The 18,434-nt window shown below is 70.6% G+C and carries 12 protein-coding genes and 1 pseudogene; 2 read left to right on the top strand and 11 right to left on the bottom strand.

Going from position 1 to position 18,434, the window contains the following annotated elements:
• The 4 genes from AOK09_RS08530 to AOK09_RS08515 all read right to left on the bottom strand — a co-directional run.
• Positions 1-753 (bottom strand): ABC transporter ATP-binding protein (locus tag AOK09_RS08530; RefSeq protein ID WP_157875836.1); only part of this gene is annotated, 753 nt, incomplete at its 3' end.
• Positions 750-1,676, bottom strand: a complete 927-nt coding sequence (locus tag AOK09_RS08525) for an ABC transporter permease (protein ID WP_079062861.1) — start codon at positions 1,674-1,676, stop codon at positions 750-752. The genes AOK09_RS08530 and AOK09_RS08525, both read right to left, overlap by 4 nt.
• 1 nt (position 1,677) lies before the next feature.
• The gene (locus AOK09_RS08520) at positions 1,678-2,661 is read right to left on the bottom strand and encodes an ABC transporter permease (RefSeq protein WP_055586511.1); all 984 of its coding nucleotides are present in this window, start codon (positions 2,659-2,661) and stop codon (positions 1,678-1,680) included.
• 1,012 nt (positions 2,662-3,673) lie between these two features.
• Positions 3,674-4,642, bottom strand: a complete 969-nt coding sequence (locus AOK09_RS08515; protein WP_055586507.1) for a helix-turn-helix domain-containing protein — start codon at positions 4,640-4,642, stop codon at positions 3,674-3,676.
• A 234-nt stretch (positions 4,643-4,876) separates the two neighbouring features.
• Here AOK09_RS08515 and AOK09_RS08510 point away from each other — a divergent pair, with 234 nt between their 5' ends.
• Entirely contained in the window at positions 4,877-9,430 is a 4,554-nt protein-coding gene (locus tag AOK09_RS08510; protein ID WP_055586506.1) for a kelch repeat-containing protein, read from the top strand.
• Positions 9,431-10,105: 675 nt separating this feature from the next.
• On the top strand, positions 10,106-12,040 hold the full coding sequence (locus AOK09_RS08505) for a S53 family peptidase (RefSeq protein WP_055586505.1): 1,935 nt from the start codon (positions 10,106-10,108) through the stop codon (positions 12,038-12,040).
• 568 nt (positions 12,041-12,608) lie between these two features.
• Here the strand turns inward: AOK09_RS08505 and AOK09_RS08500 are convergent.
• The 7 genes and pseudogenes from AOK09_RS08500 to AOK09_RS08480 all read right to left on the bottom strand — a co-directional run.
• A complete protein-coding gene (locus tag AOK09_RS08500) occupies positions 12,609-13,073 on the bottom strand; it encodes a hypothetical protein (protein ID WP_055586504.1) in 465 nt (154 codons plus the stop codon).
• Positions 13,074-13,161: 88 nt separating this feature from the next.
• A complete protein-coding gene (locus AOK09_RS41880; protein WP_079062860.1) occupies positions 13,162-15,054 on the bottom strand; it encodes a putative Ig domain-containing protein in 1,893 nt (630 codons plus the stop codon).
• A gap of 401 nt (positions 15,055-15,455) precedes the next feature.
• Complete coding sequence (locus AOK09_RS41875; protein ID WP_245687186.1) at positions 15,456-15,593, bottom strand: hypothetical protein; 138 nt, start codon at positions 15,591-15,593, stop codon at positions 15,456-15,458.
• A 128-nt stretch (positions 15,594-15,721) separates the two neighbouring features.
• Positions 15,722-15,937, bottom strand: a pseudogene (locus AOK09_RS43625) (acyl-CoA thioesterase); the annotation flags it as partial.
• A gap of 345 nt (positions 15,938-16,282) precedes the next feature.
• The gene (locus AOK09_RS08490; protein ID WP_055586509.1) at positions 16,283-17,029 is read right to left on the bottom strand and encodes a DUF4232 domain-containing protein; all 747 of its coding nucleotides are present in this window, start codon (positions 17,027-17,029) and stop codon (positions 16,283-16,285) included.
• 410 nt (positions 17,030-17,439) lie between these two features.
• Positions 17,440-17,802: a hypothetical protein gene (locus tag AOK09_RS08485; protein ID WP_055586503.1), complete on the bottom strand. Its 363-nt coding sequence runs from the start codon at positions 17,800-17,802 to the stop codon at positions 17,440-17,442.
• A gap of 181 nt (positions 17,803-17,983) precedes the next feature.
• A partial coding sequence (locus AOK09_RS08480) for a nuclear transport factor 2 family protein (protein WP_245687185.1) occupies positions 17,984-18,434 on the bottom strand: 451 nt, incomplete at its 5' end.

The raw sequence follows: 18,434 nt of genomic DNA, 5'->3' as shown, positions 1-18,434 counted from the left end.
CTCCACGATCCGGCCGGCGTACATCACGGCGACGTCGTCGGCGTACCCGGCGACCACGCCCAGGTCGTGGGTGATCAGGACCATCGCCGCGCCGGTCTCGGTCTGCGCGTTGCGCAGGACCTCGAGGATCTGCGCCTGGACGGTGACGTCCAGGGCGGTGGTGGGTTCGTCGGCGACGATGAGGGACGGGGAGTTGGCCATCGCCAGGGCGATCACGACGCGCTGGCGCATGCCGCCGGAGAACTCGTGCGGGAACGACCTGGCGCGCCGGTGCGGTTCGGGGATGCCGACCAGGTCGAGCAGGTCGACGGCCCGGTTCCAGGCGGCCTGGCGGGTGAGGTTCTGGTGGACGCGCAGGGCGTCGCGGAGCAGCCGGCCTACGGAGAAGATGGGGGTCAGTGCGGAGAGCGGGTCCTGGAAGACCATGCCGATCTCCTTGCCGCGGATCCGCGACAGCTGCTGGTCGTTCATCGCGGCCAGGTTGCGGTCGCCGAGCAGGACCTGGCCGGAGATCCGGGCGGTTTCCGGCAGCAGTCCCATGATGCCCATCGCGGTGGCGGACTTGCCCGACCCGGACTCGCCGACGATGCCGAGGGTCCGCCCGGGCAGCACGTCGAAGCTGACGTTGCGCACCGCGCGGACGGGGCCGGTCTCGGAGGGGAAGGTGATGCTCAGGTCGCGTACCGACAGGACCGGGGCCGGGGCCGTGTCGGAGGGGGAGGCCGGGTGGGTGGTCGTGGTGGCGTGGGTCATCGTCGGTCTCCCTGGGCGCCTGAGGCCGACGTGGGATCGAGTGCGTCGCGCAGGCCGTCGCCGATGAGGGTCATCGACACGGTCAGCAGGACCACCAGGCCGGCGGGGTAGCCGAAGAGCCAGGGTGCGCTGGTGATGCTGCCGGATCCGTCGGCGAGCATGGTGCCCAGCGACACGTCCGGGGTCTGGACGCCGAATCCGAGGAAGGACAGGGCGGTTTCGCTGAGCACGGTGGCGACGATTCCGAGGGTGAGGTTCACGATGAGCAGGGATCCGAGGTTGGGGATGATGTGCCGCAGGACGACCCGCCAGGGCCGTACGCCCATGAACTCGGCGGCCAGTACGTAGTCGCGTTCGCGCAGGGAGGTGGAGACCGACCAGACGACCCGGGCGGTGGACATCCACCCGAAGACGGTGAGGACCAGGATCAGCGCGCGCCAGTCGCCTGCCAGTCTGTGGGAGACCAGCGCCAGGATGAGGAACGACGGCACCACCAGGAGGAAGTGGATGACCATCAGGGTGAGTTTCTCGACGCGGCCGCCGAAGTAGGCCGCGCCCGCACCGATGACGGCGGCCACCACGATGGTCAGTACGGAGACGCTGACGGCGATCACCAGGGAGCGCTGGAGGCCGTGCACCGCCTCGGCGTAGACATCGTTGCCACCCTGGTTGGTGCCGAACCAGTGGGTGCCGCTCGGTGCCTGGGTGAGTGCCGTGAAGTCGGTGTCGGTGTAGGCGAAGTGCGTGAGCCGGCTGCCGAAGGCGCTGAAGAGGATCAGGAGTGCGAAGAGCGCGACACCGGCCAGGGCTGCCCGGTTGCGGGAGAACCTGCGCAGGTAGAGCCGGCCGCGGCCGAGGCGGGGCGGGACGCCCCGGGGGTCTGCGGCGGCTGGTTGCGGCGGGGCTGTCAGGGGCGAAGGCATGTCAGCTCACCCGTACCCGGGGGTCGAGGAGGACGACGGCGATGTCGGCGAGGATCGCGCCGACCGCGGTCATGGCGGCGCCGAAGGCCGCCACGGCGACGGTGCCGTGGACGTCGTTCTTGCTGATGGTCTGGATGAAGTACTGGCCCATGCCGTTCCAGCCGAAGATGGTCTCGGTGATCACCGCGCCGGTGAAGACGGCGGGGATGCTGAACGCCACCGAGGTTGCCGTGGGGATCAGCGAGGCCCGTAGCGCGTGGCGGCGGATCGCCTGGGCGCGGGTGAGCCCGGTGGCCCGCGCGGTGCGTACGAAGTCGGAGTTGATGCTGTCCAGCAGCAGGGAACGTTGTGTCAGGTGGTAGCCGACGTATCCGAGCAGGGTCAGGCTCGCGGTGGGCAGGATGAGATGCTGCAACCGGTCTGCGACCGTCGGCCACCATCCTGCGACGGTGGGTGACTTCTCTCCGGCGACGTAGAGGAACCGCAGGCCGAGCCGCTGGTTCAGCCAGACCCCGACGAAGACGACCGCCAGCGCGGCCACGGCGGTGGGGATGTTGAACAGCAGGACGGAGACGAGCTGGGTGATCCGGTCCCACCAGCCGTACTGCCGGGAGGCGGTGAAGACGCTCAGGGCGACGCCGATCACCACCGACAGTACGGTGGCCGCGGTGACCAGCTGGCCGCTCACCAGGACGCGGAAGCCGATCTCGGAGTTGACCGACGCCCCGACCGGGGACTTGCCCCAGTCGAAGTGCAGGACCACCGAGGTCAGCCAGTGCCACCACCGGTCGACCAGCGGTACCCGGGGATCCAGGTCGTACGGTGCGAGCGCCCGGTCGATCTGGTCCATCGTGCGGACCGGACGCAGTCCCTGGTAGTTCGATCTCGGGTCGAGGAACCAGGCGGCAAGAAAGTACGTCACGTTCGTGGCGACCACGATCATCGCGAGCCATCCCGCGGCTCTGCGTGTCACATGGCGGAGCATCCACATGCCTTCCCGGTCGGGACGGCGGCGGTGTCGTGGCGGGTGGCGACGACGACCGCGGGGCGTGTCGATGACAACACGCCGGCTCTTTCCATCATCGAGCTGACTTTCTGAACGATCGGGAGCCTGCGCGGCGGACTGTGGCCGCCACCGGTCGCAGCGGTCGGGGTGACGACGGCTCAGGGGGTTTCCCTGCCGTGCGCCGATCACTGCCGCGGCAGCAGCGGAGACAGCTCAAGCTCCCGGTACTTGAAGGGTCTGGGGTCGGTTTGCCTCGGTACCCGTGGTGGAGAGGGTCTGGCAGGACCGATTCTGCGGTCCGTGGACCCTCACCGCCAGATGCGAAGTGGACATGCCACACGAATGTAACATGCGCTTCACAGAACGCCGCCGACCTGGGGAATGAGGTCCGCAATCGCGCTCACCGATCGTCATCCCCGCTCGGTCGTGCGGGATGTGACGTGGTGACGGCAGGAGTGGGGGCTGCTCTGCGCGGGCTCGACGGGCTCGACGCTTCCGGGTCGCCGCCACCCGGTCCTCGCGTGTGACGATGCCGCAGGCCCCCTCCTGGCCGGTTCCCTCGTTCACCCGCGGACGGCGGACGCGGCCGGAGGTACCGCGCTGCGGTGGGTGGACGTGCACGGGTGCGGTCCTCGGCCGCGGTGGACGACGGCGCCGGCTCCGGGGCCCGAAGAGGCCTGCACCGAATCGCTCGGGCCCTCGCTCACCCGCTACTCCCCCGTGCTGCGTGTGTTCGGCGAGTTTCCGGGCGCGGGGCGGGGCGTCCTGCGCCTCGCGGCCGGGCCTGGCGCACGGCTACGGCGTGGGCCGGCGGGGACCCGGAGGGCTCCATCAGCAGCTTGGTCCGGCCGGCCGCACGCCTGGCGCGCTCCGAATCCGGCGGAGCCTGCGCTCGCCCAGCGGAAGGCCTGCTCACGCAGCGTCGAGAGCCTCGGGGCGCACCGTGTGCACGGCCCGGTACGGCGGTTCCGGGGCCGCATCGGCCACCTGGTCAGACCCAACCGCGGCGCACGACTTCCATCCCGGCCTGGAAACGGGTCTCGGCTCCCGTCTCCGCCATCATCTTGTGGATGTGGCGGTGGACTGTCCGCACGCTCCAGCCGAGCGTCCGGGCGATCGTCTCGTCGGTGGCCCCGGTCGCGAGCAGGCCCAGGAGCTCCCCGGCGACGGGGGGTTGATCGGTCTCGCCGTCGGCCTGCTTGAGCCGGTTGAAGGAGACCGCCCGGTCCCAGATCGCCTCGAAGAGCTCACTGAAGGCGTCGAGCATGGACGACGGCCGCACGAGGTAGGCCGCATCGGCCACCGCTCGCCGTGAGATCGGGATCAACGCAAGCTGATCGTCGCAGAGCATGATCTTCATCGGCACATGCCCGGAGACCCGTGCGCGCTCGCCGTGCTGGATGCGCCGCCAGACGTCGTCGAGGCGGCCCGGAATCTCGAGGGCCGACGGATGGTAGACGACGCGGTACACCAGGCCGCGCTGCTCGGCCTGGCTGAACTGCTCGGGATTGCCGGCCACCGGGTGGTCGAGATAGGGCGGCATGTCGAGCGCCCGGATCTGGCGTTGCGCGGTGCGCTGGAGCCGGATGACGGCGTTCTGCACGTTGACCGCACCGTCGACGATCTCGATCAGCGAGGCGGGATCGGGGGTGTCCCGGTCGAGCGCCGCCTGCTCGGTCGCGAGTTGCTGCGCGTGTGCCCGCAGCTGCATCAGTTCCCGCTGGCGCTCCGCGATGAGCGAGTTCGCTGCGACATCCGGAGGTACGGCGACGTACTGGACGGGGCTGACGGGCGATCTGGTGGCCAGTCCGCGCTCGACCAGCCGCCCCAGAATCCGGGTCGTCTGGCCCCGCGACAGTGCGATGTCGGCCGCGAGGGTCTCGGCCTCACTCCTGCCTCGCCGCACCAGGGCCTCGTACGCCAGGGCGTCGACGCCGGAGATGCCGACCGCCTCCCACATGGGTCACCCCTCGTCAGCGCACGTCAGAAACCTGACAGGTGACAGGTATCCGCACCCGGAAATGATTGTCGGCCGAGTCTACCCTCTGACAGGATCCCGCCAACCCCCCTGACGTGACAGATAACTGACACGCAGTGGGATTCGAGATGGGAGCCCGTGCACATGCGTTCACCGACTCGACGACGCAGACGGGCGACACACCTGTCGCTCCGCTCGTCGACAGCGGCTCTGGTGATGGTCATCACAGCCGCGACCGCGGTGGTCCTGCCGACCACCGCCCACGCGGCCGACGGCGCCGCGGCCGGAACGGCCGCGCCCGCAGCCGCGACGGCGCCGGCGCCGCCCACCCGGGCGACGGCACGGCCCACGCCCGGCACGTTCGCCGTGCCGGCAGGCTGCAACGTCGGCCATGACACCGTTCGGGGTGACGACGGCAACGACACCCCGTACGCACGCTGCTTCGCCAACGGTCTGGCCGACGCGCAGGGCCGGCTCGTGCAGCAGGACGACCAGCCGCTGCCGACCTCGCTCGGGCCCGCCGACATCCAGCAGGCGTACAACCTGCCGTCGGGCGGCGACGGCCGCACGGTCGCCATCGTCGACGCGTTCGGCTACGACAGCGCGGAGTCCGACCTGGCCGTCTTCCGCGCCCACTACGGGCTTTCCCCCTGTACGACGGAGAACGGCTGCTTCACCAAGGTCGACCAGCGCGGCGGCACGGACTACCCGGCCGAGAACCCCGACTGGTCGATCGAGACGGCGCTCGACCTCGACGCCGTCTCCGCGGCCTGCCCCGACTGCCACATCCTGCTGGTGCAGGCGGACAACAACGGCTCGCCGAACCTCGGGCAGGCGGTCGACACCGCAGCCCGCCTGGGCGCCGTGGCCATCTCGAACTCGTACGGCGTGGACGGCGAGTTCCCCTACGAGTCGTACTACGACCACTACTACGACCACCCCGGCATCGCCGTGACGGTCTCGACCGGCGACTCCGGCCATGTACAGAGCTATCCGGCGACCGACCCCGATGTCATAGCCGTCGGCGGTACGACCCTGAACAGGGATTCGTCCTCGCCACGCGGGTGGACCGAGACCGCCTGGGCGAGCGGGGGCAGCGGCTGCTCGCTGTACGAGCCCGCGCCCGACTTCCAGCAGGACATCGCGACCGGGTGCGCCGGCAACCGGGCGACCGCCGACGTCGCCGCCGACGCCGACTCGGAAAGCGGCCTCGCCGTCTACAACAGCCTCGGCCAGGACGGCTGGGCGCAGTGGGGCGGCACCTCCCTGGCCTCACCGCTGGTCGCCGCGATGTACGCACTCGCCGGTCCCGCGGTGCCCGGCACCTACCCGGCGAACTACGTCTACCGCAAGAACGCCTCGCTCAACGACGTGACCGACGGCGTCAACGACTACTGCGGCGACATCTCGTGCACCGCCGGTCCCGGCTGGGACGGCCCGACCGGCGTCGGAACGCCGAACGGCGTCTCCGCGCTCACCCTCGGCCCGTCCGCCGACGTCACGGGCAAGGTCACCGCGGACCACAAGGCGCTCCCCGGCGCCACGGTCACCCTCACGGGCCCCGACGGCTACGCCTTCCACGGCGTCACCGACGCACACGGCCGCTACGACGTCGCAGTCGCGGCGGGCACCTACCGGATGACGGTCTCCGACTTCGGGTACGACGGCGGCACCCTCGACGGGGTGACCGTCACGGCGGGCGACAGCGTCAGCCGCTCCGTCGATCTCGGGAAGCTGCAGACCCGCACCGTGAGCGGCACAGTCCACGATGCCTCGGGGCAGGGCTGGCCGATCTACGCCAGGATCACCGTCAAGGGCGATCCGAACGGCGCCGTCTTCACCGACCCGGTCACCGGGCGGTACAGCCTGCAACTGCCGGTGGGGACGTCGTACACCTTGAGCGCGACGCCGGTCGACATGCCCGGCTACCACACCGCGACGGGCACGGTCGACCTCGGCGCCGGATCCGGCGCGGTCACCCGCGACATCGGGCTCGACATCGACGCCTCGACCTGCACCGCCCCCGGCTACGCCTACACCTACGACGGCGCCGGCACCGACTTCGAGGGCTGGTCGGCCGCGCAGGACGGATGGTCGGTCACCGACGACGCCGGCCAGGGCAAGACGTGGGTCTTCGACGACCTCGGCCAGAAGGGCAACCTGACCGGAGCGAGCGGCAAGTTCGCGATCCTCGACGACTGGTACCACCCGGCCGCCCACGACAGCAGCCTGGTGACACCCCCGCTCGACTTCACCCACCAGACGAACCCGCAGATCGGCCTCAGCACCTACTACAGCGACCTCGGGTTCGGCAACCAGACCGGCACCATCGATCTCAGCCTCGACGGCGGCGCCACCTGGCAGACGCTCTGGACGGCACCGCGCATGACGTTCCAGGCGAGCTTCGCCATGCCGATACCGCAGGCGGCCGGAAAGTCGAACGTCAAGGTCCGCTTCCGGTTCGTCGGGCAATGGGACAACTACTGGGAGCTCGACAACGTCTTCGTGGGCTCGCGCTCGTGCACTGCCCAGGCAGGCGGCCTCGTCGCCGGCCAGGTCACGGACGCGAACACCGGTGCCCCGCTGACGGGCGCCGAGGTCTCGATGCCCGGCGGCACTCCCGCCGTCACCCGGACCACGAACGAGGACCCGGCAGTGGGCGACGGCTTCTACTGGCTCTTCGCTCCCGGTACCGACGGCCGGTCGACGACCGCGGCCGGTCGCCACTACACCACGGCCACGGCCACGGTCACCCCCCGAGCCCATGCGGTCGTCGACCAGGACTGGGCGCTGAAGGCCGGGCAGGTGACGGCCGGACCGGCATCGATCTCGGTGCGCTCCGGCAACGGCTCCTCGACGACGTCGCAGACGAACACCCTGACGCTGACCAACACCGGCACAGAGCCGGCGACGGTGACCATCGTCGAGCAGGACGGCGGCTTCACTCCTCAGGGTGGAAAGCACCGGGACACCTCGCCCGGAGCGCCGCTGAAGCGGACGAAGGTGGCGGCCTCGCCGCGTCCCTTCGGCCCCCGACACGCAGCCGACGCAGGGCCGCCGCCGCCGAAGGAGGCCGAGGTCAACCCGGCCTGGTCGGACCTGCCGAACTACCCCACGCCGATCATGGACAACGTCGTGGCGGAACACGACGGGACCGTCTACTCGGTGAGCGGCTTTGCCGACTCGGGAATCACGGCCGACGGAGCCGCGTACGACCCGTCCGCCGGGACGTGGCGAACGATCACCCCCATGCCGCAAGCACGCGAGAACGCCATGGGCGGGTTCGTCGACGGGAAGCTGTACGTCACCGGCGGCTGGGACCCGCAGGGCAACCCGACGTCGACGACGTACGTCTACGACCCGGGCAAGGACTCCTGGTCGCGGGTGGCGGACCTGCCGGCACCGGCAACGGACGGGGCCGCAGCCGTCGTGGGCGGCCGCCTCTACGTCGTCGCGGGCTGCTCCACCGCCCTGTGCGACACCGCGTCGTCCGTCTACCGGTACGACCCGCGCACGGACCTCTGGACGCAGCTGGCCGACTACCCGCAGGACGAGGTGCTGCCCGGCTGCGCGGCATCGGGCGACGGTCTGGTGTGCGCCGGCGGCATCGGCCCGGTGACGAACGACGCGACCGCCGCGGCGTACCAGTACACCGCCGGGTCCGACACCTGGAAGCGCGTGACCGACATGCCGGCTCCGGCCTGGGGCATGGCCTACACAGGCGCCGGAGGCAAGCTGCAGATCGTCGGCGGCATCGTCACCTACGACGCCACCAACCAGGCGGAGGAGTTCGACCCCACCACGGGTGTGTGGTCGGCACTGCCCAATGCGACGTACGCGCTCTACCGCGGCGGCGCGGCCTGCGGTCTGACACGCGTCGGCGGCGGGTTCTCCTCCTCCATGGCAGCGCCGTACGCCGAGGTGCTGCCGGGGCAGGAGGGGTGTGTCACCGGCTCGGACGTCGGGTGGCTCGCCACGTCCCGGACCCAGGTCACCGTCCCGGCCGGCCGGACAGTGACCGTCCAGGTGCGCACGGATGCCTCCGCAACGTCCACCCCGGGCACATACGAGGCCCGGCTGGCATTCGTCACCGACACGCCCTACACCGTCGCGCCGGTGAACGTGGCCTTCACGACCCGGCACCGCTGCCGCCCACCTGCGTGCCACGGTTCGGCCCAACGGCCCACTGCGCAATCTCCGGCCGCCGTCACGCACGCCGCGGCGGGGGTGACGGCGGCGCACGATCTGCCGCAGCCTGCGCCCTCCTGGTCGGTCAACAACCGGCGCACACGGACGGGCTCAGCCACCACACCCCCCAGCAGTCGGATCAGACGTCACCGCACACCAACCGCCCCGACCACCAACCCGGCTGTCGGCGTACGGGTTCCGGTGCCCACTCGGGTACGCCACATGTGCAGAGGTCGGGGACCCGAAGCACTCTGGACACTGCGACGGCAGGCGGCCCGGCCGATTGGAGACGCGCACCGAGCCCGTGGCCCCCGTGCGCGCTGGACGTTCACCTCCGGGGTCGATCCGGCAGTTCCCGGAGTCACCGTCACCTTGTCGCCGGTGATCAGGGTCACCGTGGCCGGTGCGCGGTTCGTGCTGCCGGTCGCGGGCGACGGCGCCACGGTGAGCGGCACGGAGGGGGCATCAGCACCGTGTGCCGCCGCAGGAGTCACCACAGCGGCAACAAGGGCTGAGCTGAGACACGCTGCAAGTCTTCGGCGGAAGAGGAGTCGCACACTGCCTTCAGATTTGAGAAGTTGAACGGATTTGATCATCTTCGACGGAGCAATGTACAGGTCTTGAATTCCGGCAACCTGGTGCCGTAGGTTGCTTGGTCTCGCATCTCAAGGTCAAGCCGCATCCTGACAATGCGACTTGAGGGTCCATCGCATACGATGGGAACAAATGCGGTCAGCCGGGCATAAAGCCTCAGCTCTGTCCGCGTTCGGGTTCCGAACGGATGCCAACTGCCTGAAGGGGCACGACGGACGGACCGTACGGGCAGTCGGCTCTGCCCACGCACCGTCCCTGACGAGCCTGTGAGGGCGGCACTCGGGAAGGCAGGATCGAGGCGTGTGCACGGCCCAGTGCCACGCGATGCGCTTCCGGCCGTCGCCGGCGCACTCGGGCTTCTCCATGGCACTCGACATGGCCGCAGTCCAGTGACGGCGAACACCGTCCGAGGGGCAGGCCGCCGGCCGGGCGAGATCCGCCCGGCCGGCGGTCTGCCCAAAAGGCGTGTTTCCATCAATTCCGTGGCGAATATCAGCAGTTGCTGTGTTATCAGCCTTTAACATGAGCGACCTGGAGATTTCACGGGGCGTGTGGATCATCGTTTGAGCAGCTGATCCGCCGACCCGCTCATCGATGCGCGAGGCTCCCGCTGCGATCACCGATCCACCACGACATGCGATGCATCACGTCGCAGGGGGTTCCATGCGATCGACCCGTTCCAAGGCCCTCGCCGGAGTCAGCGTGGCAGCGACACTGCCGCTGCTCGCCGGTGCGCTGGCGCTCGGCATACCCGCGGCCCAGGCCGCGGACAACCCGGGCCGGCACACGCTCGCGGGCACCAGGCCCGGGTGGGCCACGGCCAAGGCGGACCAGGGCGCCACCTCGAGCAGCGCCCAGGTCTCCGTCCGTGTCTACCTCGCCGGGCGTGACGCCGAAGGTCTCGACGCCTACGCGAAGGCGGTCTCCGACCCGTCCTCGCCGCTGTACGGCAAGTACCTGAGCGCCGAACAGGCGCAGCAGCGCTTCGGTGCGACCGAGGCCCAGGTGGCCGAGGTGACCTCGTGGCTCGAGGCGTCCGGTCTGAAGGTCACCGCCGTCACCCGGCACTACGTCGCCGTCAAGGGTGACGTTGACGCGATCAGGAAGGCGTTCGGCACGCAGCTGCACGACTACGCCAAGGGCTCCATGACGTACCACGCCCCGTCGAGCACCGCTTCGGTGCCGTCGACCGTGCGAGACGCGGTCCTGACCGTGACGGGCCTGGACAACGCACCGAACCTGATGTCCCACCAGGACCGGCTGCCCGGCCCGGAGACCGTCTTCCGCAACGCGGGGCCCTTCTCCGCCTCTTACGGCTCGAACATCGCCACGACGCTCCCGGACGCCTACGGCACGAAGCTCCCCTACGCCGTGCAGGGGTACACCGGCAAGCAGCTTCGCGCCGCCTACGGTGCAGGCACCTACACGGGCAAGGGGGTGCGGATCGCCATCACCGACGCCTACGCCTCCCCGAACATCGTCTCCGACGCGTCCAGCTACGCGGCGAAGCACGGCGACGCCGCCTACACCAGCGGCCAGCTGACCCAGGTGCTGCCGAAGAAGTACACCTCGACCGCCGCGTGCGATGCTTCCGGGTGGTACGGCGAGGAGACCCTCGACGTCGAAGCGGCGCACGCGGTCGCGCCCGCCGCCCAGATCACCTACGTCGGCGCCGCGTCCTGCTCCAACGACGACCTCCTCGACGGGCTCAACAAGATCGTCGATGGGCACCTGGCCGACATCGTCTCCAACTCCTGGGGCAGTGCGGAGGCCGATCAGACCTCGTCGGCCGCGGCCGTCTACGACCAGGTCTTCCAGACCGGCGCGGTCGAGGGGATCGGTTTCTACTTCTCCTCCGGCGACAACGGCGACGAGGTCGCCAACACCGGCACGAAGCAGGTGGACGCCCCGGCCAACTCGGCGTGGGTGACCGCAGTCGGCGGCACCTCGCTGGCCGTCGGCACCAACGACACGTACCTGTGGGAGACCGGCTGGGGCACCGAGAAGGCCCCGCTGTCGGCCGACGGCACGAGCTGGGTGGGCCTGCCCGGCACCTTCAACAGCGGCGCGGGCGGCGGCACCAGCAGGACCGTGGCACAACCCTCCTACCAGGCGGGTGTCGTGCCGGACGCACTCGCCAAGAGCAACAGCGCCGGTGGAAACCGCGTCGTGCCGGACATCGCGGCCATCGCCGACCCCAACACCGGTTTCCTGGTGGGCGAGACGATGACCCTCCCCAACAGGACGCAGCAGTACTCGGAGTACCGGATCGGCGGCACCTCACTGGCCGCGCCGGTGATCGCGGCCGTACAGGCCCTGGCCCAGGAGGCACGCGGCGGCAAGGCTATCGGCTTCGCCAACCCGGCGATCTACGCCAAGTACACCTCGGGCGTGTACCACGACGTCACCGACAACCCGACGGGCACCGAACTCGCGGTGGTGCGCGTCGACTACCTGAACGGCTACGACGCCACCGGCGGACTGAGCACCACCGTCCGCACCCTCGGTAAGGACAGCTCGCTGGAGGCCGTCCAGGGCTATGACAACGTCACCGGCGTGGGCTCGCCCGCTCCCGGTTACGTCGCGTCCTGGCGCTGATCGACGACCTCATGGGGCCAACCCCGTCAGGCGTCCGGCTGGTGCTCCAGCCGGACGCCTGACGGGCGTCGGCAAGCGAGCACCCGCCGACCCCGGAACCTGGTCGAGATCACCGCCGGAGAACCCCCGGGCCATGGGCCCGGGGGTTCTCTGCTGCAGACCCGAGGCTGTGCGAGCGGGTCAGTCGCCCTGAGATGCGGTCTGCTCGATGCCATCGACCACGGCCCGGTGAATGAGGGCGCTGGCGAAGGTCACCGTGCCGGGCTCAGGTCCGCAGCCCTCGCCTGCCCTTCCCCCTGCCCGGCAGGCGCTGCGCATCCGCCGCCGGCGGCGCGACCGGAGGACCCGGCAGGGCGGGCATCGACGTCGTCCTTCCGAACCCGGGCCTGGGCAGCCATCAGGCTGCAGTCGCCGGCTCGGCGGGCGCCCTCGGCGGCTTCACCCTGGCCGGCCGCAGTCACGGCAACCGCAACCGCGCCACCGCCTGACGCCCGGGCTGTTCGGCTCGTTCCGAACGCAACAAAAGGGGTGCCGCCCCTCCGCTCGTCTCCTGGCCTTTCCTCGGTGTCTATCCGGTGACCGCCACCGTCACGTCGTACCTGTCCTGACCCGGTGAGCAGCGCATGGCCTCACCGCAGGAACTCCGACGAGCCGTGATGTGCACCGTGCCGGGCAGTCCGGTGGTGAAGCGGGCCAGGGACACGCCGCAACCGGCTCCGGGCCGGCAGGTGGCGGCGGGACTGCTGCCGCCGCCGGGGCCGGGGGCGAGCACTCGGGGGTCGGAGCTGGCGGGGGTCGACCAGTAGGTGCTGTGCAGTTCGACCAGGACGGCCGTACCCGTACGCACCCGGACGGTGGTCCCCGCGGCGTGCTCGTCGAGGGTGATCCGGCCCGGCACCGTCACCGGCGGCGGGCTGCTCCGCACGAGGTCATGGCCGGCCGAGGAGCAGGCGCTGGTCGTGCCGGCCGCCACGGCGGCAGTGAGCAGCGCTCCGAGGGCGGGTGTGCGCCGACGAATCGGTCCGGGGAACACGACGCCTCCTGGCTGTGAGGACTTGGTGCCATGGCTGTGGGGGAAGGCCTGCCCGGCCTGCCCCCACAGCCTTACCGGTGGCCTCGGATCAGGAGGCGTTCAGCGCCGTGTCGTCGATGACGAAGCTCGTCTGCAGCGAGGAGTCCTCGGTGCCGGTGAACTTGAGGGTCACCGTCTGCCCGGCGTAGCTGGACAGGTTGAAGGACTTCAGGCTGTAGCCGCCGGCGGCGTTGAGGTTGGAGTAGGTGGCCAGGGTGGTGCTGCCGACCTGGACGGTCAGCTTGTCGTAGGCCGTACCGGTGGTGGTCTCGGAGGTGTCGATGTGGAGGTAGAAGGAGAAGGCCGCGGAACAGCCGGCCGGGATGGTGACGGACTGGGACACGGTGTCGGTGTGCGTGGAGCCGTAGCCGTTCATCCAGGCGTCGTAGCTGCCGGAGTGGGCGGGCTCGGAGCTGGAGCTGTTGATCACGCCCGAGCTGGCGGTCCAGGGGGAGGCGCTGCCGGTCTCGAAGCCGGGGTTGCCGAGCTTCTGGCCCGTGCTGGAGCAGCCGCCGCCGGTGGTGCTGACGGTCCAGCTGAACGAGGCGCTGCCGGAGGCTCCCGTGGAGTCCTTGGCGGTGACGGTCACGGTGGAGGTGGCCGCGGTGGTCGGGGTGCCGCTGATCAGACCGCTGGAGGAGATGCTCAGCCCCGCCGGGAGCCCGGTCGCGCTGTAGGTGAGGGTCTGGCCGGAGGCCGAGTCGGTGGCCTGGATCTGCAGGGAGACGGCGGTGCCGACGGTGCTGCTCTTGCTCCCCGGGTTGGTCACGGTGACGGTGTTGCCGGTGCTGCCGCCGCCGACGATGGGGTGCGAGATGGCGCAGGAGTTGGTGTCGTTGGACCAGCTGGCCTGCTCGGCGAAGGTGCCGGTGCCCATGGTGACGTTGGCCGCGCCGCCGGTGGTGCCCGGGGAGAGCCAGGCGCACTCGTCGGAGTTCTCCTGGCCGTCGTACGAGCTTCCGGTGTGGTTGGTCCAGCCGCCGGCGGGGTTCTGGTCCGACATCATCTCGTGCCACTCGTGGCCGAGTGTCATGGTCCAACCGTCGAGGGTTCCGGGCGAGTTGACGAACCCGACCCCGCAGCCCGCACCCGAGTCCATGTTGTACGGCTGGTTGCTGAAGGCTATGTCGCCGTAGCTCGACGAGACCGCACCGCCGGTCAGGGTGGTGTCACCGTTCCAGTCGTGCCAGGCGCAGTACTGGCCCTGGTAGCTGTCCGGGTTGGTGTTGTGCGGCGAGAGGATCACGTAGTAGGCGTCCCGGTTGGACGCCGCCGTGGTGTTGCCGAAGTGGGAGGCCGCCTTCACGGCCTCGGCGCCGAGCTGGTGGCCGGTGGCGGCACTGGGCGACGCCGCCGAGTTGTCGTACCAGGCGCCGGCCAGCACGCCGCCGCTCTGGTAGGGGACGAAGTTGGCGTTCGAGGGGCAACTGGTCGCGCCCGCCGAGACGTTCGGGCCGTCGCACCACTGGGTCAGGTCGGCCGACCACAGCTCGTTGCCGGTCCCGATGTCCTTGAACATCTCCTGTGCGACCGGCGCACCGCCTTGCGGGTCGCCGGAGAAGGTCAGGTCCCCGTTGGCGTTGGTGCTCTGGGTGCCCCACTGGGTGCCGTAGAACACCAGATACACCTTGGAGTGGCCGCTCTGGACACCGATGCCGTCGACGCCGCCGCCGTACGACAGCGTCTCCGTCCCGGTCGCGGACGGCTGAGCGGCCGCCCAGGCGTTCATTTTGTCGTTCTGCTGTCGGGTCGGTACGACGCCGTGCCGGTAGCCGTGCTGGTATGCGGGGCTGTAGGGGTTGGCGACCCCGTGGTGGGACGTTGCGGCCGGCGCGGCCGCCGCCTGGGGGGCAACGGCGAACGCAGCGCCTGCGACAACGGCGATCGAGGCCAGGCCGGTGAGGGCTCCTCGAATCGCACTGCGGAAATGGGTGTGACCCATGTGTGGGCAGATCCTCTCTCTGCGGACCGCCGCGCGCCTGTGGGCGTGGGTCGGCCCGTTCGGACATGGCAGGGGCAGAACGCTGTGGTGTGCAGCACCGATCCGGCGCTGGGCGCCAGGTGAAGGGAAGCGGTGTGACAGTCCGGATAGGACCCGTCCTGCTCGAAGTGGGACAAAACCCGAGGTGGGACGGCGAACGACTGCATGCGTGACCGAGTGGTGTTGGGTGATCTCAGAGAAGCAGTCTTGACGTTGTCCGGTCAACAAACCCTTGGTATAGCTTTCCTACAGTCAGGCATGTACCGGTCGCCGGGGGGTCGCCTCCCCAATGTCGTTGAGCGGTAGGTGACTTGATGTCCTGTTTGGTGTTGCGGTCGGGACGGGCGAGCCGGTCGTGGCCGTCAGCCGACTACCGCCGCGGGCTGCGTGAACAGTCCCGGTTCGGTCTCGCCGAGGATGCCGCGATCGACCAGGCGCCTGAGCTTGGCGGGGATGCCCTCGGTGTGCTTGGCCAGGGTCGAGGACGTGTGGCCGGGCACCCGGGTGCGTCAGTTGCGGGTGCGCCGCCGCAGGGGAAGTGCGGGGAGGCCGATGCCGGGCTTTCGCCCGGCAGTCGTGTTCGGTGGCCGGCATCGTGGCGGGCGATCAGCTCCACCTGTGCGCCGACCGAACGCCGACGTTGCGCCACCTGTTCGGCGCAGGGCAGGGACGGCCACATCGCGTCGTGGCCTCCCGCGGCGAGCAGCAGATCAGCCCGGGCCTTCTCAACAGGTATCTCCGCTGGGGGGACCAGATGGTTGAAAGTCGTCTCGCTGAGTTCGTACGATCCACGGATCGCGACCGGACCGCTGGTCGGTTGTGGGGCCGTCCAGGAATCGTCCATCGGCACGAAGGGAAGTGGCTGCTCCCGCTACGTCCGGGCGATCGGTGAGGCAGCGTTCGCCGTCGCGGCCTGGTCCGAGGTAGCACCCGACCCGCGAGGTCGGCGACAGCGCGATCAGGTGTCCGGCAGGAGGTGCGCGAGGCGCCACTCGTGCAGCGACGTCACGGTGGCCGGCGTCTGCCCAGGAAGCACCGGGACGGATGCCCCGACGGTCGGCTCATCCTCCCTCTGAGCGGCCTTGCGGGCTTCCAGGGCGACGGCGTCGGCAGTCGGAGCACCTGCCCGCAGCGCGGTGGCCAGGCCCGGTGTTGCCGTGCCGGGCTTGCGGTGGGGCGGGGGTGCGGGTCACTCGCCCTGGCCGGCGCTTCCGACCGGGCCGACCTTCACGGGGGTACCGGAGCCGTCCGTGACCGGCAGTGTGGCGGCGCCCGGCCAGGGGAGGGTGACCGACGTCGTCTCGTTCGGCGGGGTGACCACCAGCGCCGTGATGCGGACGCCGGAGCCGCCCGAGGTGTTGTACGGGTACTCGACGGGGAAGTAGGTCGACTTCCCGTTCCGCAGGATGCTCGAGGTGGTCCCCTGGCCGGTGCGTGCCGCGGACAGTGATCCCGCGTTGGTCCTCAGGTCGACGCCCGCGTATCCGGCGATCACGCAGTCCCGGCCGCCGCGGTTCTTCAGCTCCACCACGACGGTGCGGTCGGGGTCGCCGTCGATGGTGTTGTCGCGTGCCGTGATCTCCAGCTCGTCGGTACGGCACCGGCCGGCGCCACTGCTCTTGGGGGAACCCGGCCCGGCAGCCGTGCTCGTCCCGCCGGAGTTCGTCCCGCCGGAGTTCGTTGCGGTGGAGTCCTTGGCGGTGGAGTCCTTGGCGGTGGAGTCCTTGGCGGTGCCCTGGTCCGCGTGGCCCGGACCCGACGTGTCGTCAGGGGAGGTCGTGGTGGCCGAGGGTGACGTGGCGGGTGCCGACGATCCGGTGGGGGCGGGCGAGGGGGCGCTCTGTCCCGCGCTGCCGGTGCCGTGCTGGCAGGCGGTGAGCGAGAGAGAGGCGGCAACGGCCAGGGCGGCGGCGAGGGTGAGCTTGTGAGCGCGCATCATGTCTTCCTCAGCATCGGCGGGGCGGTGGCGGCCGCCCGGTGCGGGGCGGTGCAGGTCGGTACGAGCGAATGTCGATCACCAAGACGGGGACGGTCCGTGCGCCGTTTCGCACGGCCGCCTCCCGGGACATTCCTGTGACACGCACCGCCGGGCACGACACGCACCGTCACCGGCCCCACCGCGCCGCCGACCAGCCAGGACGGCGGCTCCCGCCGCCGCTGTGCACGGTTGGGGGCCACAGTCCCGCCTGGGACAGACCCGTGACCCTGCGGAGAGCAACCGATGGCCTGCTCTCCCCGGCCCGCCTCGCCCCCGCGCGGCCGGGTTCACGCCACGGCCGGCCCTGCCGGACGCCGACCGGTCGGCCTGCCGTGGGCGCGCCGGCACCCCCCGGCGGGGGGACGGGGTCAGCGGGTTGCCGGTGGGTCCGGCTGGGCGAGTCGCTCGGCGAGCGGGGTGCCGGTGCGGGCGGCGACGATCCGGCGGGCGCGCAGTTGAGCGCGGGTGCGGGGGCGGAACTTCGGGTCCCGCCGGCAGCCGCAGGGTTCGAAGCCCTCGTAGCGCAGCCCGGCGCCCAGGACCGCCGCGACGACCGTCCATGCCTTGCGGTTGCTGCGGCGGGGCGCCGCGAAGTCATGGCCGGCGCACCGCAGCGGCGCGGCGCAGCGCGGGCAGGTGTGTGCGGTGGGTGCCGGGTGTCGTTTGAAGCTGATCCGGCAGGCAACGCAGGCGTAGTGCAGTTTGTAGTCGACGAAGGCGTAGGTGCACACGAGCGGACCGTACCGGCGGGGTGTGCTGGCCGACCAGCGGTTTGCGTGGGGCCTGGGCCGTGGGGTCCGGTCTTCGGCGTGGGTGCGGGTCGTGCGCCGGGCGGGTTTGGGGGCTGCTGCCTCGCCTGCGCGGGAGGGCGCGGCGGGCCGGCGTGGTGCCGGGCCCGCCGCGCGCGGTGGGTCAGCGTTCCTCGGGGAAGGTCTGGCCGTACATCGGCAGGCCGCTCGCGGAGCGGTCGCGGGTGGCTTCTTCCTCGATGATGTCCCAGTGCTCGGCGAGGAGGCCGTTCTCCATGCGGACGAAGTCGGCCGCGATCCAGGGGGCCGGCTGTCCGTTGCCGGAGAAGCGGCCGCGCACCATCACCGTGTCGCCTTCGGCCATGATGAGGTCGACTTCGTGCTTCAGGCCGGCGGGCAGGGTTTTGATCAGGTCGAACAGGCCGTCGCGGCCGAGGGCGATGTGGGCGCTGTGCTGGATGTAGTGGGGGGACCAGAACTTTTCGGCGGTGAGGTAGTCCCGCTGGTTGAAGAGGGTGTCGAAGGCTTCTCGGACGATCGCCTTGTTGGTCTCTTCGGGGGTGTTCATCTTGGTGTGCTCGCTTTCACGCGGGGGCCCGGGCGGGGAGGGGTGG

Origin of the sequence: Peterkaempfera griseoplana (assembly GCF_001418575.1) — a bacterium.
GTDB lineage: Bacteria > Actinomycetota > Actinomycetes > Streptomycetales > Streptomycetaceae > Peterkaempfera > Peterkaempfera griseoplana.
Note: the sequence above shows the minus strand (reverse complement) of the source record. Positions and strands in the feature narration are given on the sequence as shown.

Excerpts from the sequence above, each read along its gene's own strand:
- AOK09_RS08520 (WP_055586511.1), bottom strand. The coding sequence starts at position 2,661 with ATGCTCCGCCATGTGACACGCAGAGCCGCGGGATGGCTCGCGATGATC.
- AOK09_RS08515 (WP_055586507.1), bottom strand. The coding sequence starts at position 4,642 with ATGTGGGAGGCGGTCGGCATCTCCGGCGTCGACGCCCTGGCGTACGAG.
- AOK09_RS08490 (WP_055586509.1), bottom strand. The coding sequence starts at position 17,029 with ATGCGCGCTCACAAGCTCACCCTCGCCGCCGCCCTGGCCGTTGCCGCC.
- AOK09_RS08505 (WP_055586505.1), top strand. The coding sequence starts at position 10,106 with ATGCGATCGACCCGTTCCAAGGCCCTCGCCGGAGTCAGCGTGGCAGCG.
- AOK09_RS08525 (WP_079062861.1), bottom strand. The coding sequence starts at position 1,676 with ATGCCTTCGCCCCTGACAGCCCCGCCGCAACCAGCCGCCGCAGACCCC.
- AOK09_RS41880 (WP_079062860.1), bottom strand. The coding sequence starts at position 15,054 with ATGGGTCACACCCATTTCCGCAGTGCGATTCGAGGAGCCCTCACCGGC.
- AOK09_RS08510 (WP_055586506.1), top strand. The coding sequence starts at position 4,877 with ATGGTCATCACAGCCGCGACCGCGGTGGTCCTGCCGACCACCGCCCAC.